The sequence below is a fragment of the Streptomyces sp. NPDC005263 genome, assembly GCF_042872365.1.
In the GTDB taxonomy this organism is placed as follows: Bacteria; Actinomycetota; Actinomycetes; order Streptomycetales; family Streptomycetaceae; genus Streptomyces.
This window is the reverse complement of sequence record NZ_JBIAKJ010000001.1, coordinates 1,041,375-1,063,785: the sequence shown is the minus strand read 5'-3', so window position 1 is coordinate 1,063,785 and position 22,411 is coordinate 1,041,375. Positions and strand designations below refer to the sequence as shown.

Below are 22,411 nucleotides of genomic sequence, written 5' to 3'. Positions count from 1 at the left end.
TGGCTGCCCTGACTGGTCGTGCATCTTCTGCTACTCAACGTAGAGTTGAAGCTCCGGCGGCAGAAGGGGGACGGCGCGGTGAAGCGCTTCGCGCGGCTCGAACAGATCCGGAGGATGGACCCGGAGAAGGACGCCCTGGAGATCTATCGCCTCTCCGCCGCGTACGAGTTCCCCTGGGACTTCAGCCGCGCACTCGAACTGGCCCTGTACCGCACCTACGCCGTGCCCCGCATCGGTCGCCTGCTCGCCGAGACCGCGGAGTTCACGGACCGGCCCCAGAAGCGCTACGACGACACGGCGCTCCTCCTCGACGCCGTCGTCGAACACGGCTTCGACAGTGAGCAGGGCCGCACCGCGATCCGCCGCGTCAACCAGATGCATCGCAGCTACGACATCAGCAACGACGACATGCGGTACGTACTCTGCACGTTCGTCGTGGTGCCCAGGCGCTGGATCGACGCCTACGCCTGGCGCAGGCTGTCGCGCCACGAGATCGTCGCCTCCGCCGTCCACTACCGCACCCTGGGGCGGCACCTGGGCATCAAGGACGTACCGGAGTCCTACGAGGAGTTCGAGACCTGCCTCGACGCCTACGAAGAGGCGCACTTCGCCTGGGACGAGCAAGGCCGACGGGTCTCGGACGCCACGCTCGCCCTGATGGCCTCGTGGTATCCACGCCCCCTCGCCCCGCTGCTGCGCGCCTCGACGCTCGCCCTGCTCGACGAACCGCTCCTGAAGGCCTTCCGCTACACACCCCCGGGCCCCCTCACCCGCGACCTCGTCCGCGGCGCGGTCCGGATGCGCGGACGAGCCGTCCGGCTGCTGCCACCCCGGCGGGCGCCCCATCACGCGCGGCAGAACTGGGAGATCAAGGGCTACCCGAACGGTTACCGCCTGGAGGACCTCGGCACCCGCCCCGTCCCGGGCCTCCGTGGCTGCCCGGTACGCCACACGGCCCCTGGGGCGGTCACCTCCACGGACTGACCGATGCGGCGGTCGATTTCTATGGACCAACCAAGGCGGCGGTCGTGTTCCACGGACGGATCGACGCGGCCGCCGAGTTCTTCGGACCGACCGACGCGGCCGCCGTCTCCAGGGACGGGCTGACCGGCGCGGCGCTCGCGGTCGCCGGACGAAGACCGTCAGCCCTCGCGGACGGCCAGGGCCAGGAAGCGGTCGTCCTCGTCGACGTACGACGTCATGCGCCACCCGGATCCGGCCAGCAGCGGACGCAGGTTCCGTTCCGCGCGCAGATCGTCCGGCGTGATCCGCCGGCCCTGGCGCGCGGCCAGCGCCGCCCTGCCGATCGGGTGGAACAGGGCCAGCGTGCCGCCGGAACGCACCACGCGCGCCAACTCACGCAGATCCTTCGCCGGATAAGCGAGATGGGAGACCAGCCCCGCCCCGAACACGGCATCGAGCGCCCCCGAGCGCAGTGGCAGCGCTGCCACGTCGGCGAGCACCAACTGCCCGTCGCGATCCCGTCCGGCCCGTACCGCGGCCTCCAGCATCGCCGGGGTCAGGTCCACCCCGACGACCACTCCCGAAGGCCCCACGGCCGCTCGAAGCGGCGTCAGGGCGCGCCCGGTGCCGCAGCCGGCGTCGAGCACACGGTCTCCCGCACGCAGCCCGAGGTCCGCGACCGCTGCGGCGTAGACGGGGCCGTCATCGGGAAATCGCGCGTCCCAGTCGGCGGCCCGGGCCGCGAAGAACTCCCGCACGTGTGTCTGGTCGTCGCTCATGCCCCGCATGATCTCTCACCGACACGGATGACGGTCGGGTGCACACGTTCGAGCGTGCCGCGATCGTTCAGCTACACCTCTGCGCCATATTCCAACCGTTTTCGAAATGAGCCCCCTTTGTGTGTCCCTGTCCCGACTAGCGTCCCGGGGCCATGGGACACCTGGACCACGCAGCCCTCGGGTGGCTGACCCCCGTGCTGTCGTACGTGATGGCCTGCATCGGCGCCGCCCTCGGGCTGCGCTGCACCGTCCGCGCGCTCGGCGCCACCGGACGCTCGCGCCGGAACTGGCTCGTCACCGCCGCCTCCGCGATCGGCACCGGCATCTGGACCATGCACTTCGTGGCGATGCTCGGCTTCAGCGTCCACGGCACCGACATCCGCTACGACGTGCCGCTCACGATCGCGAGCCTGCTCGTCGCCGTGGTGGTCGTCAGCGCCGGCGTCTTCGCCGTCGGTTACGGCCGCGACCGCACCCGCGCCCTCTTCCTCGGCGGGCTCACCACCGGACTCGGCGTGGCGAGCATGCACTACCTGGGCATGGCCGCGGTACGCCTGCACGGCGACGTCGCCTACGATCCCGCGCTCGTCGGGCTCTCCGTCCTGATCGCGGTGGTCGCGGCGACAGCGGCCCTGTGGGCCGCCCTCAACATCAAGTCACCCGTCGCCGTCACCCTCGCCTCCCTGATCATGGGGGCGGCCGTGAGCAGCATGCACTACACCGGCATGTTCGCGGTGAGCGTGCGCGTCGCCCCGTCCGGGGCGCCCCTGCCCGGAGCCACGGCGATGCAGTTCATCTTCCCCCTCGCCGTCGGACTCGGCTCCTACCTCTTCCTGACCTCGGCCTTCGTCGCGCTGTCGCCCACCACGGGGGAGCGTCAGGCCTCCGCCTCGGCCCAGCGACCGGTCGAGAACGCGGCCTCCTAGGCCCTGTCTGACCCAGGGGCCGTCCGCGACCGTCCCGCCTGCCCCGCCCGCACGGGCGCCCCGACCCACTCCCGAGCGAGGAGGCCATGCCTACACCACGTAGGACCCCCGAAGCCGACGCCGAGACGCCGGACCAGGCCCCCGCGCGCGGCCGTCGCGCGCACGCCGGACCGCCCGCCGACGAACACCCGGACGAACCCCTGGACGCGATACCGGACGCGCCGCCCGCGCACGGGGGACGCTGGCGCCTCCGACCGCGGACGGTGCGAGCCAAGATCGTCTGCCTGTTGATGGTGCCGGTCGTCTCGCTGCTCGCCCTGTGGGCGTTCGCCACCGTCTCCACCGCCCAGGACATCTCCAGGCTCCGGCAGTTGCAGCGCGTGGACACCACGATCCGCACCCCGGTCGCGGAGGCGGTGGCCGCGCTCCAGACCGAGCGGGCGGCCGCCGTCCGCTACGCCACCGACCCGGCAGCCGGGCAGAGCGGCGACCTGAAGAACCTCGGCGTGCGCACGGACCGCGCCGTGGCGAGGCTCCGGCTCGGCGACGGCAACACCGTCGCCGACAGCGAGGAACTGCCCGCCGGCGTGGCACAGCGGCTCGAGACCTTCGTCGCCGGAGCCGAACGACTGCCCGCACTGCGCACCGCCGTACTCGACCACCGGGCGGACTGGCACCAGACGTACGGGCGGTACACGAAGACCATCGCCAACGCCTTCGGCGTGGGCGGTGCCCTCACCGGCATCCAGGACGCGGAACTCGGCTCCGACGCGCGCGTGCTGCTGGAGTTCTCCCGCGCGCAGGAGGCGCTGGCCCAAGAGGACGCCGTCCTCGGCAGCGCACGCCTGGCCGGTGGGCTGTCGGGCGAGAGGCTGCGGCTGTTCACCGGCGCCGTCGACACCCGCCGGGCCCTCACCGAGTCCGCCGTGGCCGACCTGCGAGGCGACGAACGCGCAGCCTGGCTCGACGTCGCCGGGGGCAGCCCTTACGGCACCGTCGGCGCCACCGAGGACAAGGTCCTCGCCGCGGATCCGGGCGGACGTGCGCTCGCCGCGGCACCGCGGGCCGCCTGGGAAGACGCCCACGCGCGGGTGCGGGACGACATGCGGGCGATCGAGGCGGACGCGGGACGCGAAGTCTCCGACCGGGCCGACCCGTTCACCCGCGGTCTGCTCACCCCGGCCGGCGCCGCCGTCCTCCTCGGCCTCCTTGCCGTCGCCGCCTCCCTGGTGATCTCCGTGCGCATCGGCCGGGGCCTGGTCGTCGAGCTGGTGAGCCTGCGCAACAGTGCCCTGGAGATCGCCCGCCGCAAACTCCCCGAGGCCATGCGGAGACTGCGCGCGGGCGAGGAGATCGACGTCCGGGCCGAGGCACCGCCCGGACGGCCCGCCGAGGACGAGGCCGGACAGGTCGCCGAGGCGCTCGGCACCGTGCACCGCGCCGCGCTCCGGGCCGCCGTCGAGCGCGCCGAACTCGCCAGCGGCATCTCCGGCGTCTTCGTCAACCTCGCCCGCCGCAGCCAGGTCCTGGTCCACCGGCAGCTCAGCCTCCTCGACAGCATGGAACGCCGCTCCGACGACCCGGACGAACTGAGCGACCTGTTCCGGCTCGACCACCTCACCACCCGGATGCGGCGGCACGCCGAGAGCCTGATCATCCTCTCCGGCGCCGCGCCCGGCCGCGCGTGGCGCCTGCCGGTCTCCCTGACGAACGTGGTCCGTGCGGCCGTCTCCGAGATCGAGGACTACGCGCGCGTGGAGGTGCGCCAACTGCCGGACGCGTCCGTCACCGGCACGGCCGTCGCCGACCTCACCCACCTTCTCGCCGAGGTCATCGAGAACGCCGCCCAGTTCTCGCCGCCGCACACCCGTGTGCGGGTCACCGGCGAGCCCGTCGGCAACGGCTACGCCGTAGAGGTCGAGGACCGCGGCCTGGGCATGGGCAAGGAGACCCTTGCCGAGGCGAACCGGCGCATCGAACAGTCCGAGGCCCTCGACCTGTTCGACAGCGACCGGCTCGGGCTCTTCGTGGTGAGCAGGCTCGCCGCCCGGCACGACATCAAGGTGCACCTGCGGACCTCGCCCTACGGCGGCACCACCGCGGTCGTTCTGCTGCCCACCGCGCTGCTGCACGCCGGAGCGGCACAACCGGCGCCTCACCGGTCGGCGGACGCGACCCGGCGGGCGGAACACGAGCACGCCCGCGTGGCCGCCGCCGACCCGCGTCAGGAGTCCGTCCCCGCCTCGGCCGACCGGCCCGCACTGGCCGCTCCCCGGACCACCACGAAGCGCCGTGCCACGGTCGACGACTCACCTCCCGCGGGTGTCCGGGCGGCCACGGACGCGCGGGCCACGGCCGGCAACCCGCCTCCCGGAGTCGCCACCCTGCGTCTGCACCGTCCTCCGGACGACCTCTACCACGTCTCGCCGGACGACCTCGACGACGTCTCCCCGGAAACCCCTGATGACGCTTCCCGGGACCCCTCCCAGGACGCCTTCCTGGAGGACTCAGACGACCTGCCCCGCCGGGTCCGGCAGGCCAGCCTCGCCCCGCAACTGCGCGAACGGGTGGCCGAGGAACCGGCGTGGACGTCCGCCCGCCCGAGCGACGAGGGGCGCACCCCCGAACTCGTGAGGGACCGCATGGCTGCCTACCGCGACGGTTGGACCCGCGGCGGCGGCAGGCGGCCCGGCAACGGTGCCTCCCCAGACTTCCCAGACTTCCCAGCGGGCAGCGACAGCAGCGAAGGAGACCCCGCATGATCCAGGACTCGAGCATGAGAGCCGCCCAGAGGTCCGGCGAACTGGACTGGCTGCTGGACGACTTGGTGGTGCGGGTGGGGGAGGTGCGGCACGCGGTCGTCCTGTCCAACGACGGCCTCGCCGTGGGCGCCTCCACCGATCTGCACCGCGAGGACGCCGAACATCTCGCCGCCGTTGCCTCCGGTTTCCACAGCCTGGCCAAGGGCGCGGGCCGGCACTTCGGGGCCGGAGGCGTGCGCCAGACCATGGTGGAGATGGACGACGGTTTCCTGTTCGTGGCCGCCGCGGGCGACGGTTCCTGCCTTGCCGTCCTCACCGCGGTGACGGCGGACATAGGCCTGGTCGCCTACGAGATGGCACGGCTGGTCAAACGCGTCGGCGAGCACCTGTACACGGCCCCCCGCATCGGCGCGCGGCCCCCCGCAGCCGGATGAGGCCACGAGGCGGTCCACCCAGATGACCGAGAACCTGACACACGCCCCGCGAGAGCCGGGCAGCCAGTGGTACGACGGCGAGGCCGGGCCGCTGGTGCGTCCCTACGCCATGACGGGCGGCCGCACCGAACCGGGCCCCACCGGAGTGCGTTTCGACCTGATCGCCCTCGTGACGCTGGACCCTGGCGCGCCCGGCTTCGACGACGACACCGCGCTCGGTCCGGAACACCGCGCCCTGGTCGACCTGTGCCGCACCGAGACCCAGTCGGTCGCGGAACTCGGCGCGGGCGCCGATCTGCCGGTGGGCGTGGTCAGAGTCCTCCTCGGTGACCTGCTGGAACTCGGCCTGGTCACCGTCAGCCGCCCGGTGCCGCCCGCGCGGCTGCCTGACGAGCGGATCCTGCGTGAGGTGATCGAAGGACTGCGAGCTCTGTAGATGAAGGTTCACCACCACCCGGACGCGTACGACGCCGACTCGACCCGGCCCTCCCGAGAGAAGTGATCGATGGTCTCCGAGCACTCCGACGCCCAGGACGGCGACACGACCGCGCTGGCGTTGAAGATTCTGGTCGCCGGCGGATTCGGCGTGGGCAAGACCACCCTGGTCGGTGCCGTCAGCGAGATCCGGCCGCTGCGCACCGAGGAACTGCTCAGCGAAGCAGGGCAGTTGGTGGACGACACCGACGGCGTCGACCACAAGGTCACCACGACGGTCGCCATGGACTTCGGACGGATCACCATCCGCTCAGGTCTGTCCCTCTACCTGTTCGGCACCCCCGGCCAGGACCGTTTCTGGTTCCTGTGGGACGAACTGTCACAGGGAGCCCTCGGAGCGGTGGTCCTCGCCGACACCCGCCGCCTGGAGGACTGCTTCCCCGCGGTGGACTACTTCGAGCACCGGCACATCCCGTTCGTGGTGGCTGTGAACTGCTTCACGGGCGCACGGTCCTACGGGGCCGAGGATGTCTCGCGCGCCCTGGATCTGGACCCGGGCACACCCGTGGTCCTCTGCGACGCCCGTGACCGCGACTCGGGCAAGGAGGTCCTGATCAGCCTGGTCGAGTACGCCGGGCGGATGCACACCGCCCGGCTGCTCGACTCGGTGGGATGACCCGCCCGTGACCCGGTACGGGCGGGTGCTCAGTCGGCGAGGTCCTTCTGCGCCAGAACCTTGTCGATCGTGACGCGGACCAGCAGTTCGCCGGGGACGCCGTTGCGGGCGCCGAACTCCTCGGCCCGCTCCTCGCCCATGTACCGCGCCCCGATACGGCCGGCCCAGTGCCGGACCTCGTCGAGTTCCTCGATCACCCGGGCGTGGCCCTGGAGGACCACGAAGTGGAAGGGCGGCCGGTCGTCGTCGACGCACAGCGCGACCCGGCCGTCCCGGGCCAGATTCCGTCCCTTCACTGTGGTCTTGCCGGTGTTGAACACCACCTCGTTCCCGTCGAGCAGGAACCAGATCGGTGCGATGTGCGGGCTCCCATCGGCCCGTACGGTCGACAGCTTCGCGGTGCGGGTGCCGTGCGAGACGAACGCCCGCCATTCGGTGTCGGTCATGTTCTGTGCCATGTCCCCATCCTCCTTGCCCGGACGCCGGTCGTGGGGAAGGCTGGCGAGGAGAGATCCTCCGGCCAGGGAGGAGACGTCGCACGGGGAGACGGGGAACGATGCTGCACAACCAGGGACTTGGCTGGCTGCTGGACGACCTGACCGAGCGGGTGGAACACGTACGGCACGCTCTGGTCCTGTCCACCGACGGGCTGGTGACGGGGGCGAGCACCGGACTGCGCCGCGAGGACGCGGAGCATCTCGCCGCCGTCTCCTCGGGACTGCACAGCCTGGCCAAGGGCTCCGGACGGCACTTCGGCGCGGGACAGGTGCGCCAGACCATGATCGAGTTCGACGACGCGGTGCTGTTCGTCACCGCGGCGGGCACCGGCAGTTGCCTGTGTGTGCTCAGCGGCGCGGAGGCGGACATCGGTCAGATCGCCTACGAGATGACGCTGCTCGTCAACCGGGTCGGTGAGCACCTGGCCGTGGACGCCCGACAGCCCGAGCGAAGCCCGGCATCGGACCTCTGACCTGCTGCTTCGATAGCTCCAGCGGAGTTATCCACAGGCCTGCCAGGAGGCGGGTCGGACCGGCTACGGTTTGTGTCACCGCGAACGCACACAGCGTGAGCACACTCCACGGGGGAGACGGGACATGCCGACCGACACCATCACGAGGCCACGTCACCTTGCCTGTGCGTCCAGTCGCGCGGCCCGTGAACTGAGACTGAAGCGAAGCGAGTTCGACCTCGCCGTGAACCTCGGGCACATCCGCACACTGCCTGACGAAGGAGGCGGAGGCCGACACGTCCCCCGCTCCGAGATCGAGCGGCTGCGCGCGAGCGAGGGCTTCCCCGGCTCCTTGCGGGCGCGGGTGAGGACCGTGGGAACCGAGGAGGGCGCGGCCGTCATGGGCGTGAGCCCCGACCGTTTCACCTGCCTCGCCCGGCTGGGCACGGTGTCGCCGGTGACCTTCCATCTCACCCGACGGCACGCCGTGATCTGGCTCTACCTCGCCGAAGAGCTACGGGAGGTCGCAGGCGCCGAGGAGCACGCCCCGCGGCTCCACGCCCGTATGCAGGCCGGACCACGCGAGCTGCTGGGCGAGGGCCTGGACCTGCGCCCCCGCAACTGGCGCACACGCCACCTGGGGTTTTTGCTGCGACGGACCGAGGAGCCGTGGGGACGTGCCGGGGCGGTGGCCGCCTTCCTTGATCCCGTTCACGTCGCGGAGTTCGTCCCGGACCCCTATGAACGCTCCCACGTGAACCGTTTCCGACCCGGGCCGCCCGCCCACGGCGTGCCGGGCTCGCCCGTCGCGCGGCTCACCCAGCGGATCATGACGGCGGAGCACGCGGACGAGATCGGCTTGTACAGGGCCGAGCTGACGGCGTTTCTGGCGGTGGCTCGCGATCACCGTCCCGCCCCTCGCGCCACTCCTCGCCCTGTCCCCACACAGTGCCACCCGGCACCGCGGCCGGCCACCGCCGTGACCGACGGGCCGCAGCCGTCCCGCGTCCTGTTCGGCCGGCTGCGGCGCGCAAGCTCCCGGCCTAGAGAGCTCTGAACAAGCCTTCCTGGACGACCGACACGAGCAGCCGACCCTCCAGGTCGTAGATCCGGCCGCGGGCCAGCCCGCGTCCGCCCGTGGCGATCGGGGACTCCTGGTCGTACAGGAACCACTCGTCCGCGCGGAACGGGCGGTGGAACCACATGGCGTGGTCCAGCGACGCCATGTCGAACCCGCGCGGACCCCACAGGGGCTCGACCGGGATACGGACGGCGTCCAGAAGGGTCATGTCGCTCGCGTAGGTCAGCGCGCAGGTGTGCACCAGCGGGTCGTCGCCCAGCGGCCCGACCGCACGCATCCACACCGCGCTGCGCGGCTCGGCGTCCTTGACCTCTTCGGACGTCCAGCGCAGCCGGTCCACATAGCGGATGTCGAACGGCTGACGCCTGGCCATCCGCTCCAACTGCTCGGGCAGCGATCCCAGATGCTCCCGGATCTCGTCCGTGACCGTCGGCAGGGAGTCCGGTGCCGGAACCTCGCGGGCCGGCGGCAGTTGGTGCTCGAAGCTCGCCTGTTCAGGCTTGTGAAAGGAGGCGGTGAGATTGAAGATCGTGCGGCCCTGCTGCACCCCGGTGACCCGGCGGGTCGTGAAGGACCGCCCGTCCCGCACCCGCTCGACCTGGTACACGATCGGCACACCGGGCCGGCCCGGACGCAGGAAGTACGCGTGCAGCGAGTGCACGGGACGGTCGCCCTCCGTGGTGCGGCCGGCGGCGACCAGTGCCTGGCCGGCCACCTGGCCGCCGAAGACACGCTGCAGCGACTCCTGCGGGCTGCGGCCGCGGAAGATGTTGACCTCGATCTGCTCGAGGTCGAGCAGATCGACGAGCTTCTCGGCCGGATTCGTCATGGGTGGGATTCTCCTGTGCTCACAGCTGTCCGACTTCGGTGACACGAACGATCGCACGCCCCTCGGCGTCGGAGGCCGTGAGGTCCACCTCAGCGCTGATACCCCAGTCGTGATCGTCGTTCGGGTCGTCGAAGATCTGGCGGACCCGCCACAGGGCGTTCTGCGGCTCCTCCTCGATCAGCAGCAGCTTCGGACCGCGGGCGTCGGGTCCGGTACCGAGGTCGTCGTACTCGTCCCAGTACTTGTCCATCGCCTCGCCCCAGGCGTCGGCGTCCCACCCGGAGTCCGCGTCCATCTCACCGAGCTCCTCGACCTGGTCGAGGGCGGCGAGCTCGACACGACGGAACATGGCGTTGCGGACGAGGACGCGGAAGGCGCGCGCGTTGCTCGTGACGGGCTTGACCTCGTCGGCCTTCTCCTGAGCCTCCTCCGCGGTCATGACCTCCGGGTTGGCGAGTTGCTCCCACTCGTCCAGCAGGCTGGAGTCGACCTGGCGCACCATCTCGCCGAGCCACTCGATCAGGTCCTGGAGGTCCTCCGACTTGAGGTCGTCCGGGACGGTGTGGTCCAGGGCCTTGTAGGCCCCGGCGAGGTAACGCAGCACGATGCCCTCGGTGCGGGCCAGCTCGTAGAAGGACACCAACTCGGTGAAGGACATGGCCCGTTCGTACATGTCGCGGACGACGGACTTCGGGGACAGCGGGTGGTCACCGACCCAGGGGTGGCTCTTGCGGTAGGTGTTGTACGCGTGGAAGAGGAGCTCTTCCTGAGGCTTCGGGTAGCTGATGTCCTGGAGGCGCTCCATGCGCTCCTCGTACTCCACGCCGTCCGCCTTCATCGCGGCCACGGCCTCCCCGCGCGCCTTGTTCTGCTGGGCGGCGAGGATCTGCCGCGGATCATCCAGCGTCGACTCGACGACGGACACCATGTCCAGGGCGTAGGACGGCGACTCCGGGTCGAGAAGCTCGAACGCGGCGAGCGCGAAGGTGGACAGCGGCTGGTTCAGCGCGAAGTCCTGCTGGAGGTCCACCGTGAGGCGGACGACGCGGCCCTCGGAGTCCGGCTTGTCGAGCTTCTCCACGATCCCGCCGTCCAGGAGCGAGCGGTAGATGGCGATGGCGCGGCGGATATGCCTGAGCTGCTGCTTGCGCGGCTCGTGGTTGTCTTCCAGAAGGTGCCGCATCGCCTCGAAGGCGTTGCCGGGCCGGGCGATCACCGACAGGAGCATGGTGTGCGTCACCCGGAAACGGGACGTCAGTGGCTCCGGGTCGGAGGCGATGAGCTTCTCGAAGGTGCTGTCCGTCCACCCGACGAAGCCCTCGGGCGCCTTCTTGCGGACCACCTTCCGGCGCTTCTTCGGGTCGTCGCCCGCCTTGGCGAGCGCCTTTTCGTTCTCCACCACGTGCTCCGGAGCCTGCGCGACGACGTAGCCCGCCGTGTCGAAGCCCGCCCGTCCGGCACGTCCGGCGATCTGGTGGAACTCACGGGCCCGCAGCGTGCGTACGCGAACGCCGTCGTACTTGGCCAGCGCCGTGAACAGCACGGTCCGGATCGGCACGTTGACGCCGACGCCGAGGGTGTCCGTACCGCAGATGACCTTCAGCAGACCGGCCTGGGCGAGCTTCTCCACCAGGCGGCGGTACTTGGGCAGCATCCCGGCGTGATGGACGCCGATGCCGTGCCGCACGTACCGGGACAGATTGCGGCCGAACTTGGTGGTGAAGCGGAAGTGCCCGATCAGGTCGGCGATCTGGTCCTTCTCCTCGCGCGTGCACATGTTGATGCTCATCAGCGCCTGCGCCCGCTCCACGGCCTGCGCCTGCGTGAAGTGCACGATGTAGACCGGCGCCTGCTTGGTGTCCAGCAGCTCGGTCAGTGTTTCCGTGAGCGGAGTGAGCCGGTACTCGTAGGACAACGGCACGGGGCGGGTCGCCGAGCGGACCACGGACGTCGGCCGGCCGGTGCGCCGCGTCAGGTCCTTCTCGAACATCGCGACGTCGCCGAGGGTGGCCGACATCAGGACGAACTGCGCCTGGGGAAGCTCCAGGATCGGGATCTGCCAGGCCCAGCCGCGGTCCCCCTCCGCGTAGAAGTGGAACTCGTCCATCACGACCTGGCCGACATCCGCGTGCCGTCCGTCCCGCAGCGCGATCGAGGCGAGCACCTCGGCCGTGCAGCAGATGACGGGGGCGTCCGCGTTGACGGACGCGTCGCCGGTCAGCATGCCGACGTTCTCCGTGCCGAACATCTTGCACAGCTCGAAGAACTTCTCCGACACGAGCGCCTTGATCGGTGCCGTGTAGAAGGTGACCTCGTCACGGGCCAGTGCCGCGAAGTGCGCGCCCGCGGCGATCATGCTCTTGCCGGAGCCGGTGGGCGTCGACACGATCACGTTCGCACCGGAGACCACCTCTATCAGCGCCTCCTCCTGGTGCGGGTAGAGCGTGAGACCGCGCTCCTGGGCCCACGACTCGAAGGCGTCATAGAGGGCGTCGGGGTCGGCGGTCGGCGGCAGCTGATCGATGAGGGTCACCCACCCATCTTGCCTGCCCTCCGGCCCGATGGGGGAATCGGCTGCGGGCGCGAAGATCACGAACGCTACGCTGTGTCGCCGACGGCGCGTCAGCGCGCCAAGTCAACTGCACAGTGGCACACGAGGAATGGGGCGGACACCGGCCATGATGGGACCAGCACACTCACTGTCGGGGGCCGCCGCCTGGCTGGGCGTCGGCGCGGCAGCCGCGGCTGCAGGGCACACGATGCCCTGGCCGGTCCTCCTCGCCGGGGCTCTGATCTGCGCCGGCGCCGCGCTCGCCCCCGATCTCGACCACAAGGCCGCCACCATCTCGCGGTCCTTCGGACCCATCTCCCGCGGGCTGTGCGAGATCGTCGACAAGCTCTCCTACGCCGTCTACAAGGCCACCAAGAAGCAGGGCGACCCGCGTCGTTCCGGTGGACACCGGACACTCACGCACACCTGGGTGTGGGCCGCGCTGATCGGCGCGGGCGCCTCGGCGGCGGCGATCACCGGTGGCCGCTGGGCCGTGCTGGCGATCCTGTTCGTGCACATGGTGCTGGCCATCGAGGGTCTGTTGTGGCGGGCGACCCGTGGCTCCAGTGCGGATGTGCTGGTCTGGCTGCTGGCCGCGACCAGCGCGTGGATCGTCGCCGGTGTCCTGGACAAGCCGGGCAACGGTTCGGACTGGCTGTTCACGGCGCCGGGCCAGGAGTACCTGTGGCTGGGGCTGCCGATCGTGCTGGGCGCGCTCGTGCACGACATAGGGGACGCGCTGACGGTCTCGGGCTGCCCGATCCTGTGGCCCATCCCGCTCGGCCGCAAGCGCTGGTATCCGATCGGTCCGCCGAAGTTCATGCGCTTCCGGGCGGGCAGCTGGGTAGAGCTGAAGGTGCTGATGCCGGCGTTCATGCTGCTCGGCGGAGTGGGCTGCGCGGCGGCGCTCAACTTCATCTGAGCGGGCCGCGCGACGCGACCGCCGTCCTCGGCCGCGGGGGCTCACGATCCGCCGGGTTCGGCCCCTGGGACTCACGGCCCGCCGGATCGTCGGTCCGCCCCGCCGCCGTAGCGCCGTTCGAACTGGGCGACGCGGCCCTCCGCGTCCACCGTGCGGGCCGTGCCGGTGTAGAAGGGGTGGCTCTCCGAGGAGATCTCCACGTCCACGACCGGGTAGGTCTCGCCGTCGTCCCACTCGATGGTCCGGTCGCTGGTCGCGGTGGACCGGGTGAGGAAGGCGTACCCGGCGGAGCGGTCGCGGAAGACGACGGGGTGGTAGTCGGGCCGTTTGTCCTGCTGCATGGGTCCTCCTTGTGCGGCGTCGGTGGGACGGCCGACGGCACGGGGCCGGTGGGGTCAGCCGGGCCGCGCCTCCTCGTCGACGATGTGCACCGCGGCCTCTTCCGCGGAGGCGGCAGCGCCGTCGATACCCACGTCCGTGGCGACCAGCGCACTCTCCTCGTCCTCGTGCGCACCCTCGTCCGGCGCCACCAGACGGCCGGAGCGGGCCGCCCCGACCTCGTTGTCGAGGAGTTCCCCGTCGGTTCCGTCGCAGTCACCGAGGCCGTCGCCGTCGGGCGCGGGCGGGTCGGGACGCTCTTCGGCGAGCCGCTGGTCCAGCGTCTCGCCCGTGTGGCGCTCCGCGGCCGTCACACCGGTGTGCTCCACCGCCCAGGGGCGGTCCGGAGGCGACCAGCCGCGGTCGAGGGGGTCACCGACTCCGTCGTTGTCCAGGGTGTCCTCCGCGTCGAGCAGCCCCGCGTCGTCCTGGATCTCGGATCCGTCGGGCTGGTAGACGTCGTCTCCCCATCCGTCGGCGCTGTTCACGGGTACCTCCAGGTGATGGGGCCGGGCTCCTTCTCCCCGTGGCCGGCGGCGGACCGCAGACGTACGGTGCACAAGCCGCGCCCGTCGGTGAACCGCGCGGTTCGCGAACGCTCCCCGAGCCGGTGCCGCTTTCCAGCCTTCCACTCGACTTCGGCACCGCGCAACGGCACGGGCCGAGGACCACTCGTCCTCGCCCCGTGCCGCCCCCGACACCGCACTCGCTCCGGCGGAGCCGCGCCGTCAGCCGTGCCAGGACCGCCACAGCGCCGCGTACGCCCCGTCGGCCGCGACCAGCTCGTCATGGCTGCCCAGCTCGCTGATCCGGCCGCTCTCCACGACGGCGATGACGTCCGCGTCATGGGCGGTGTGCAGCCGGTGGGCGATCGCGACCACCGTGCGGCCGTCGAGGACCCGGGCCAGGGACCGCTCCAGATGGCGGGCCGCTCGCGGATCGAGCAGGGAGGTCGCCTCGTCCAGGACCAGCGTGTGCGGGTCGGCCAGCACCAGCCGGGCCAGCGCGATCTGCTGCGCCTGGGCGGGAGTGAGCGCCAGCCCGCCCGAGCCGACCTCGGTGTCCAGGCCGTCGTCCAGGGCGCGCGCCCACCCGTCCGCGTCCACCGCGCCCAGCGCCGCCCACAGCTCGGCGTCGGCCGCCTCGGTCCGGGCGAGGAGCAGGTTGTCGCGCAGGGACCCCACGAAGACGTGGTGCTCCTGGTTGACGAGAGCCACATGCGCCCGGACCCGCTCGGCGGGCATCCGGGAGAGCTCGGCGCCGCCCAGGGTGATCCGGCCGTCCCGGGGCTCGTAGATCCCGGCGAGCAGCCTGCCCAGCGTGGACTTGCCCGCACCCGACGGGCCTACCAGCGCCATCCTGGTGCCGGGGGCGACCGCCAGCGACACCTCACGCAGCACGTCCACGCCTTCGAGGTAGCCGAAACGCACCTGGTCCGCGTGCACGTCCCGCCCGTCGGGGGCCACCGCGTCGTCACCGGCGTCGGGCTGGATCTCCCGGACCCCGACCAGCCGGGCCAGCGACACCTGGGCCACCTGCAGCTCGTCGTACCAGCGCAGGATCAGCCCGACCGGGTCGACGAGCATCTGCGCGATCAGCGCGCCCGTGGTGAGCTGCCCGATGCCGATCCAGCCCTGCAGCACGAACACACCGCCGACCATCAGCACCGAGGCGAGGATCATCACATGGGTGACGTTGACGACGGGGAAGAGCACCGACCGCAGCCAGAGCGTGTAACGCTCCCAGGCCGTCCATTCCTTGATGCGCCGCTCCGACAGGGCGATGCGGCGGGCGCCGAGCCGCTGGGCCTCGACGGTGCGTCCGGCGTCCACGGTCTCCGCGAGCGCGGCGGCGACGGCGGCGTACCCGGCGGCCTCCGAGCGGTAGGCCGCTCCGGCCCGTCTGAAGTACCAGCGGCAGCCCACGAGCAGCAGCGGTACGGCGAGCAGCACCGCTGCCGCCAGCGGCGGCGCGGTGATCACCAGCCCGCCCAGCAGCAGGGCCACCCACACCACGCCGATCGTCAGCTGTGGCACGGCCTCCCGCATCGCGTTGGACAGCCGGTCGATGTCGGTGGTGATCCGGGACAGCAGGTCGCCCGTCCCGGCTCGCTCCAGGACCCCCGGAGGCAGCCCGACGGACCGGACCAGGAAGTCCTCGCGCAGGTCGGCCAGCATCCGCTCGCCGAGCATGGCCCCGCGCAGCCGCACCTCCCGCACGAACACCGCCTGGACGGCCAGCGCGCACAGGAACAGTCCGGCCGTCAGTTCCAGGTGGAGCTCGCGGGCCCCGTCAGACACCCGCTCCACGAGCCCGCCCAGCAGCCACGGCCCCGCCATCGAGGCGACCACGGACACCGTGTTGACGGTCATCAGGAGCAGGAAGGCACGGCGGTGCCGGTGGAACAGTTCGGCCACGTAGGCGCGGACGGTCGCGGTGGTGCCGACGGGCAGGGTGTTCGCCGTCGTCGGGGCCGCCGGGTCGTACGCCGGGGGCGCCACGCCGATCATGCTGTCTCCTCGATCTCTTCCAGTGCGTCCAGTACCTCGGCGGTGTCCAGTGCCTGGCCCGCGCTCCATGCCTGGCCGGAAGCAGGCACGTCGCCCGCCTCCAGCACGTCGGCCCGCTCGGACCCTGTCGTCCCCTGCTCGGGTTCGGCGGCCTCCGCGTCGGTGTCCCGGGTCACCACGGCCCGGTACCGGGGCTCCTTGTGCACCAGCTCGCGGTGCACCCCGACCGCCACGACCTCGTTCTCGTGCACGAGCACGACCCGGTCGGCCCGGTCCAGGAGCAGCGGGGAGGAGGTGAACACGACGGTCGTGCGTCCGGTGCGCAGCTCCCGCAGCCCGTCCGCGATCCGTGCCTCCGTGTGCGAGTCGACGGCGGAGGTCGGCTCGTCGAGGACGAGCACCTCCGGGTCCGTCACCAGCGACCGGGCCAGTGCGAGCCGCTGCCGCTGGCCGCCGGACAGGGACCGTCCCCGCTCGGTGATCCGGGCGTCCATCGGGTCCTCGGCGTCGACCGACCCCTGCACGAGGGCGGTCAGGACGTCCCCGCACTGCGCGGCCGCCAGCGCCTCCTCGGCGCCGACACCGCCCGAGGCGGGCACGTCGAGCAGTTCACGCAGCGAGCCGGACAGCAGGACCGGATCCTTGTCCTGGACGAGGACGGCCGTTCGGGCCGAGTCGAGCGGCAGGTCGTCGAGCGGCACACCGCCCAGCAGGACCGACGCGCCCTCCTCCGAGGGGTGTCCGCCCAGCCGCTCCGCCAGCAGCCCCGCCGCGTCCGGGTCGCCGCACACCACGGCGGTGAGCCGGCCGGCGACCGCGAGCAGACCGGTCGCCGGGTCGTACAGGTCGCCTGACGGGGTCTCGGCGGCGCGCGAGCCCCCGGTGTCCGTGGCACGCTCCAGCGACAGCACCCGAGCGGCACGCCGGGCCGACGGGCGGGAGAAGGAGTAGGCCATCGCGATCTCTTCGAAGTGCCTGAGCGGATAGGTCAGGAGCATCACCGAGCTGTAGACGGTGACCAGTTCACCGACGTCGATCCGGCCCTCCCGAGCCAGGCGGACGCCGTACCAGACGACCCCGATCAGCAGCAGTCCGGGCAGCAGGACCTGGATCGCGGAGATCAGCGACCACATCCGGGCACTGCGCACGGCCGCGTGGCGCACCTCCTGGGAGGCGCGGCGGTAGCGGTCGAGGAAGAGGTCCTCGCCGCCGATGCCACGCAGGACGCGCAGACCGGCCACGGTGTCCGAGGCCAGTTCGGTGGCGCGCCCCGCCTTCTCCCGCTGGATGTCGGCACGTCGGGTCGCCCGGGGCAGCAGCGGCAGCACCGCCAGGGCGAGGAGCGGCAGGCCCACCGCGACGACCACGCCGAGCGCCGGCTGGTAGACGACCAGGCCGACACAGACCAGCACGATGGTGACCGCCGCCGCGGTGAACCGGGAGACGGCCTCCACGAACCAGCCGATCTTCTCGACGTCGCCCGTGGAGACGGCCACGACCTCGCCGGCCGCGACCCGTCGGGTCAGCGCCGAGCCCAGCAGGGCGGCCTTGCGGGCCAGCAACTGCTGGACGCGCGCGGCGGCCGTGATCCAGTTGGTGATCGCCGTGCGATGCAGGAAGGTCTCGCCGACCGCGTTGGCGACGCAGCACACCGCGAGCAGGGCACCCGCGAGGGCGAGCCGGTGACCGGAGCGGTCGACGACGGCCTGCACGGCCAGGCCGACACAGAACGGCAGTACGGAGACGGACCCGAAGTGCAGCAGGCCCCAGGCCAGCGACTTGAGCTGTCCGCCCAGCTGGTTCCGGAAGAGCCACCACAGGAAGCGGGGACCCGAGCGCGCGTCCGGCGAACCGGGGTCGGGGTACGGAAGGTCTTGAATCTGCATGACGTCCCAGTGGCTCGTGTCAGGGGGGTGGGGGGAGGGGGCCGCGAACGGCGGCAACAAACCGTGAAAGGTTCGCGTCGCGGCATGGTCGGAAGCAACCGGTTTTCCGTTGCGGCGAACAGAACCGGCTGCCCGCGATGCGACCATGGAGCGATGCGCAGTGGTGATGTACGGCGTGCCGCGCTCGCGACGGCGGCCCTGGGAGCCCTCCTGGTCTCGCTGCCCGGCTGCGGCGGTCCGGGCCCGGCCGCCGGACGGGGCGCACCGGGGACGAGAGCCGCGGGCAACCCGGCCGACACCCGCCAGGAAACCGACCCGACACGCATCCCCGACATCGGCGACCGGCTGCGGCGGCGGATCCCCGCCGACACCCGCCAGGTCGTCGCGGTCTACGGCGCTGGCAGGAACTCCGCCGAGTCCACCGTGGTCCTCTACACCCGGCACGGCACCACCTGGGACCGCACCGGCAACTGGCCCGCGCACAACGGCAAGAAGGGCTGGACCACGAACCACCACGAGGGTGACCACCGCAGTCCCGTCGGCGTGTTCACGCTCAGCGACGCGGGCGGTGTGCTCCCGGACCCCGGGGCCCGGCTTCCCTACACCCGGTCGGCCGCCTTCGCGGCCCCGCGTTGGTGGCCCAACTCGTACTGGCACGACTTCGACTACGTCATCGCCATCGACTACAACCGGGTCAAGGGCACCCCGCCGAACGACCCGACCCGCCCGCGAGGACAGTCCGAGGGCGGCGGGATCTGGCTGCACATGGACCACGGCAGCGGCACGTCGGCCTGCGTCAGCCTGCCCAGGTCGGCGATGCGGTATCTGCTGCGCACCCTCGATCCGCAGCGGCATCCCGTGGTCGTCATGGGGGACAGGGCCGACCTGCGGACCTGAGGTCTCCGGGGGGAGGCCTCATTGCGGAGGGTGCCCGACTCGCCGTAGAACACCGGCCATGAAGAGACGGATCACCATGTCCATGCTCGCCGGAGCGACCCTCCTGGCGAGCACCCTCCTCGGGACGAGCCCGGCCCAGGCGGCCTTGCCCCTCGCCCAAGCCGACTCAGCCGCATCAGCGTCAGCCGCCCGGGCCCCGGTCCAACCCGCGCGAGCCGACGTCGGATCCGGAGACACCCCAGCCCAACCCGCCGACATACCGGCCGAGTTCGGGACCGACTGGCACGACCCGGTCACCGCGGCCCCACCCGTGCCGAAGCCCGCCGGGAAGTCCTGCCGAGTCACCCTCGCCGAGGCGCAGTTCCGTGACTTCACGCCGTACCGGGGCTCCTACACGCCCCCCGAGCGATGCGGCGACCGCTGGAGCAAGGTGGTGCTGCGGTTGGACGGCAAGGTCAAGGGACGGCAGTTCGACCGGCTCGGTTACGTCCATGTCGGCGGCGTCGAGATCCTCCGTACGTCGACGCCCCAGCCCTCGCCCGACGGCATCGAGTGGTCCGTCGAGAAGGACGTCACGCGCTACAGCGACACCTTCCGCGGCAGCCGGGATGTCGAGATGCTGATCGGGAACGTCGTCGACGACACGTACACCGGAGTCATCGACGTGAAGGTCACGCTCACCTTCTACGCGGGAAGGCAGGCCCCGGCGCCGGACCGCGTGCTGACCCTCAAGGACAACACCCTCACCACTCCGCGCAACAGCGAACGCATCGTCGCCGAGGTGTACGCCACCGGATCCGGCGGCGGCTGTGAGGAGTACTGGTATCTGACGGTGCCCGACTCGGCCCCGTACTCCTGTCAGGCCGCGGGCGGCCCCTACCGTGAGGTGCAGATCAAGGTCGACGGCCGCCTCGCCGGGATCGCCGCGCCGTTCCCGACCGTGTGGACCGGAGGCTGGTCCAACCCCTTTCTCTGGTACGTGGTTCCGGGTCCGCGCGCCATGGACATCAAGCCGATCGAATACGACCTGACGCCGTTCGCGGGGATCCTCAACGACGGCCGCCCGCACCGGGTCGAGGTATCGGTCGTCGGCGTCCCCGAGGGGCAGAGCGGCTGGAGCACCCCGGTCAACGTTCTCGTCGACCAGGACACCGGGAGCACGCAGGTGGGCGGGAAGCTCACCACGCACAGGAGCGCGGACCTCGTGAACTCCTCGACGTACACGCCCGGTACGGAACATCGCGTGGCCACCGAGGGTGGGCATCGGCTGACCGTCGCCGGATACGTCGACACCTCGCACGGCAGGGTCACGACCACCGTCAGCCGCGCACTCGCCAACACCTCTACGCACCGCTGGACCGACGGAGAAACCGTCGACGCCCTGGACGCCACCTGGGCGGACGAGGAGTCGGTCACCGTCGACGGGCGCGGACCGGCCCGTACGACGCACACCCGGCGGACGTACACGATGGACGGCACCACCACGCTCGGCGCCGGCGACCGGCTGCGGACCGCGTTGACCCTCGGTGACCGTGCCGCGGTGACTCACGCGCGCGACGGTCGACGCACCGCCTGGACGCGGCTGGACGACACCTACACGGGTGACGCGACGTACACGGCGAACGTGCCCCGGGACCAGCGGCACGCGGTCGGTAAGACGAGCGAGCGTTATCGGATCCGCGGGTCATCCGGGTGCTACGACCGCTCTCTGACGGCCGTTCAGGGACTGCTCACCCGGGATCACCGAGGCTGCTGAGGGCAGTTGCGTGCGATGCGTCACATGCGGGCGGGATTTACGCGAGGGAAACACGGTGGTCTTGTGCGGGATCGACGGCACCTCCACAGTGAACGGCACGGAATGCGCTTTCCGTATCGCAGAAGTCCCGTTCAGGCTTCTGAGTGTCACCGTCCCCCCTCAAGGAGTGCCCGTGCCACCGTCCGTCCCGTCCCTGCCGCGACGCGTCGCACGCATACTGCGTACCTCTCTCTTCGCGCAGGTCGCCTGCGCGCTCGTCCTCGGAATCGTCGTCGGAAAGCTGTGGCCGGACGCGGCCACGCAATTCCAACCGCTCGGTGACGGTTTCACCCGTCTCATCAAGACGATCATCTCCCCCCTCGTGTTCTGCGTGGTCGTCGTCGGCATCGCCAAGGCCGGTGACCTGAAGGCGTTCGGCCGGATCGGACTCAAGGCCCTCGTCTGGTTCGAGGTCGCGAGCACCGTCGCCCTGCTCATCGGGCTGCTCGCCGCCAACATCGTGCAACCCGGCTCGGGAATGAACGTCGACCCGTCCCAGCTCGACCCCTCGGCGGTCGACGCGCAGACCGGGGGCGGTTCGCTGCCCTCGACCACCGAGTTCGTCCTCAACGCGCTGCCGCAGAGTTTCATAGGCGCGTTCGCCGAGAACGAGCTTTTGCAGGTGCTGATCCTGGCCTGCCTGGTCGGTGCCGCGCTGCTGCACCTCGGCCACACCAAGGTGCCGAAGGTGCTGCCCGCCGTCGAGCAGGCCCAGGAGATCATCTTCGCGATCGTCGGCTTCATCATGCGTCTCGCCCCGATCGCGGTGTTCGGCGCGATGGCCTCCCTGATCGGCCAGTACGGACTCGGCGTGATCGAGACCTACGCCAAGCTGATCATCCTGTGCTATGTCGCCGCCGCACTCTTCCTCGTGCTGCTCGGCGTCGCTCTCAAGGCGGTCACCGGGCTCAGCCTCTGGAAGTTCGTCCGCTACATCCGCGAGGAGATGCTGCTCGCGCTCGGCACCGCGTCCACCGAGTCGGTCATGCCGCGGGTGATGCAGAAGCTGCGCCGGGCCGGTGCCCGCGACGACGCGGTGGGTCTGGTGCTGCCCACGGGCTACTCGTTCAACCTCGACGGCGCCTCGCTCTACCTGTCCATCGGCACGTTGTTCATCGCCCAGGCCGTGGGCGTGGACCTGAGCCTGAGCCAGCAGATCACCGTGGTCCTGGTGCTCATGCTGACCAGCAAGGGCATGGCGGGCATCCCCGGTTCGGCCTTCCTCGCCCTGTCCGCGACCGCCTCCTCGCTGGGCGCGATCCCCGCCGGCGCCGTCGCCCTGCTGCTCGGCGTGGACCGCATCATGGACTCGATGCGCGTCGTGACCAACCTGCTCGGCAACTGTGTCGCCGTGTTCGCCGTGTCCCGCTGGGAGGGCGCGCTGGACGCCGACAGGGCGAAGAAGGTCCTGGACGGCGCGATCGTGCCGACGGAAGGCGATGACGAGATCGTGCCCGTCGTCCCGGAAGCGGACGGCGGCAAGGGGGAGTCGTCCGCGACGAAGGCGCCGGGCGCCGACGCCCCGGTGGCGCCGGTCGCGGCCGATCCCGACGGCGGGCTGGCGGCCGTACCGGCCCAGCCGGCCAAGGAACCGGCCCAGGAAGCCGACTGACGACCGCGACAGGACAGATCGTGGGC

At 71.3% G+C, this 22,411-nt stretch carries 20 protein-coding genes; 12 read left to right on the top strand and 8 right to left on the bottom strand.

Annotation, left to right across the window (positions count from 1 at the left end; all coding sequences use genetic code 11):
* The first annotated feature begins 78 nt into the window (after positions 1-78).
* Complete coding sequence (locus ACFYRY_RS04815; protein WP_389140026.1) at positions 79-984, top strand: oxygenase MpaB family protein; 906 nt, start codon at positions 79-81, stop codon at positions 982-984.
* Positions 985-1,142: 158 nt separating this feature from the next.
* Here the strand turns inward: ACFYRY_RS04815 and ACFYRY_RS04810 are convergent, their stop codons facing one another.
* Entirely contained in the window at positions 1,143-1,742 is a 600-nt protein-coding gene (locus ACFYRY_RS04810) for a class I SAM-dependent methyltransferase (RefSeq protein ID WP_389140024.1), read from the bottom strand.
* Between the two features lie 152 nt (positions 1,743-1,894).
* On the opposite strand from ACFYRY_RS04810, the gene ACFYRY_RS04805 reads away from it, so the two are divergent.
* From ACFYRY_RS04805 to ACFYRY_RS04785, 5 genes are all read left to right on the top strand, one after another.
* Positions 1,895-2,668, top strand: a complete 774-nt coding sequence (locus tag ACFYRY_RS04805) for an MHYT domain-containing protein (RefSeq protein WP_389140021.1) — start codon at positions 1,895-1,897, stop codon at positions 2,666-2,668.
* Positions 2,669-2,754: 86 nt separating this feature from the next.
* Complete coding sequence (locus ACFYRY_RS04800; protein WP_389140019.1) at positions 2,755-5,430, top strand: nitrate- and nitrite sensing domain-containing protein; 2,676 nt, start codon at positions 2,755-2,757, stop codon at positions 5,428-5,430.
* A complete protein-coding gene (locus ACFYRY_RS04795; RefSeq protein ID WP_389140017.1) occupies positions 5,427-5,864 on the top strand; it encodes a roadblock/LC7 domain-containing protein in 438 nt (145 codons plus the stop codon). Before ACFYRY_RS04800 ends, ACFYRY_RS04795 begins: the two co-directional genes overlap by 4 nt.
* Before the next feature lie 22 nt (positions 5,865-5,886).
* The gene (locus ACFYRY_RS04790) at positions 5,887-6,300 is read left to right on the top strand and encodes a DUF742 domain-containing protein (protein ID WP_389140015.1); all 414 of its coding nucleotides are present in this window, start codon (positions 5,887-5,889) and stop codon (positions 6,298-6,300) included.
* A 69-nt stretch (positions 6,301-6,369) separates the two neighbouring features.
* Complete coding sequence (locus ACFYRY_RS04785) at positions 6,370-6,975, top strand: ATP/GTP-binding protein (protein ID WP_389140013.1); 606 nt, start codon at positions 6,370-6,372, stop codon at positions 6,973-6,975.
* 29 nt (positions 6,976-7,004) lie between these two features.
* Here ACFYRY_RS04785 and ACFYRY_RS04780 read toward each other — a convergent pair whose 3' ends face one another.
* Positions 7,005-7,433 carry a PPOX class F420-dependent oxidoreductase gene (locus ACFYRY_RS04780; RefSeq protein ID WP_389140011.1) on the bottom strand — a complete coding sequence of 143 codons (429 nt, stop codon included), beginning with the start codon at positions 7,431-7,433 and terminating at the stop codon, positions 7,005-7,007.
* A 98-nt stretch (positions 7,434-7,531) separates the two neighbouring features.
* Between ACFYRY_RS04780 and ACFYRY_RS04775 the strand changes: the two genes are divergently transcribed.
* Both ACFYRY_RS04775 and ACFYRY_RS04770 read left to right on the top strand, forming a co-directional pair.
* Positions 7,532-7,945: a roadblock/LC7 domain-containing protein gene (locus ACFYRY_RS04775; RefSeq protein ID WP_389140008.1), complete on the top strand. Its 414-nt coding sequence runs from the start codon at positions 7,532-7,534 to the stop codon at positions 7,943-7,945.
* A gap of 124 nt (positions 7,946-8,069) precedes the next feature.
* Positions 8,070-8,981 (top strand): DUF6397 family protein, encoded by a 912-nt coding sequence (locus ACFYRY_RS04770; protein WP_389140004.1) that lies wholly within the window; start codon positions 8,070-8,072, stop codon positions 8,979-8,981.
* On the opposite strand, the gene ACFYRY_RS04765 is transcribed toward ACFYRY_RS04770, so the two are convergent.
* Together ACFYRY_RS04765 and ACFYRY_RS04760 are read right to left on the bottom strand one after the other, a co-directional pair.
* Entirely contained in the window at positions 8,968-9,834 is an 867-nt protein-coding gene (locus ACFYRY_RS04765; RefSeq protein WP_389140001.1) for an acyl-CoA thioesterase, read from the bottom strand. The genes ACFYRY_RS04770 and ACFYRY_RS04765 overlap by 14 nt on opposite strands.
* A 19-nt stretch (positions 9,835-9,853) precedes the next feature.
* Positions 9,854-12,367, bottom strand: coding sequence for a DEAD/DEAH box helicase (locus ACFYRY_RS04760; RefSeq protein WP_389139998.1), 2,514 nt, complete (start codon positions 12,365-12,367; stop codon positions 9,854-9,856).
* A 145-nt stretch (positions 12,368-12,512) separates the two neighbouring features.
* Between ACFYRY_RS04760 and ACFYRY_RS04755 the strand changes: the two genes are divergently transcribed.
* The gene (locus tag ACFYRY_RS04755) at positions 12,513-13,307 is read left to right on the top strand and encodes a metal-dependent hydrolase (protein ID WP_389139996.1); all 795 of its coding nucleotides are present in this window, start codon (positions 12,513-12,515) and stop codon (positions 13,305-13,307) included.
* A 71-nt stretch (positions 13,308-13,378) separates the two neighbouring features.
* On the opposite strand, the gene ACFYRY_RS04750 is transcribed toward ACFYRY_RS04755, so the two are convergent.
* The 4 genes from ACFYRY_RS04750 to ACFYRY_RS04735 form a co-directional block, all read right to left on the bottom strand.
* Positions 13,379-13,648 carry a type B 50S ribosomal protein L31 gene (locus tag ACFYRY_RS04750; RefSeq protein WP_389139993.1) on the bottom strand — a complete coding sequence of 90 codons (270 nt, stop codon included), beginning with the start codon at positions 13,646-13,648 and terminating at the stop codon, positions 13,379-13,381.
* A gap of 54 nt (positions 13,649-13,702) precedes the next feature.
* The gene (locus tag ACFYRY_RS04745) at positions 13,703-14,173 is read right to left on the bottom strand and encodes a DUF5709 domain-containing protein (RefSeq protein ID WP_389139991.1); all 471 of its coding nucleotides are present in this window, start codon (positions 14,171-14,173) and stop codon (positions 13,703-13,705) included.
* Positions 14,174-14,413: 240 nt separating this feature from the next.
* The gene (locus ACFYRY_RS04740) at positions 14,414-16,195 is read right to left on the bottom strand and encodes an ABC transporter ATP-binding protein (protein WP_389139988.1); all 1,782 of its coding nucleotides are present in this window, start codon (positions 16,193-16,195) and stop codon (positions 14,414-14,416) included.
* Complete coding sequence (locus ACFYRY_RS04735) at positions 16,192-18,081, bottom strand: ABC transporter transmembrane domain-containing protein (RefSeq protein WP_389139985.1); 1,890 nt, start codon at positions 18,079-18,081, stop codon at positions 16,192-16,194. Before ACFYRY_RS04735 ends, ACFYRY_RS04740 begins: the two co-directional genes overlap by 4 nt.
* Before the next feature lie 153 nt (positions 18,082-18,234).
* Here ACFYRY_RS04735 and ACFYRY_RS04730 point away from each other — a divergent pair, with 153 nt between their 5' ends.
* From ACFYRY_RS04730 to ACFYRY_RS04720, 3 genes are all read left to right on the top strand, one after another.
* Complete coding sequence (locus ACFYRY_RS04730) at positions 18,235-18,978, top strand: hypothetical protein (protein WP_389139983.1); 744 nt, start codon at positions 18,235-18,237, stop codon at positions 18,976-18,978.
* A gap of 58 nt (positions 18,979-19,036) precedes the next feature.
* Positions 19,037-20,734 carry a peptide-N4-asparagine amidase gene (locus tag ACFYRY_RS04725; protein WP_389139981.1) on the top strand — a complete coding sequence of 566 codons (1,698 nt, stop codon included), beginning with the start codon at positions 19,037-19,039 and terminating at the stop codon, positions 20,732-20,734.
* Between the two features lie 172 nt (positions 20,735-20,906).
* Positions 20,907-22,385 (top strand): cation:dicarboxylate symporter family transporter, encoded by a 1,479-nt coding sequence (locus tag ACFYRY_RS04720; protein WP_389139978.1) that lies wholly within the window; start codon positions 20,907-20,909, stop codon positions 22,383-22,385.
* Positions 22,386-22,411 lie beyond the last annotated feature (26 nt).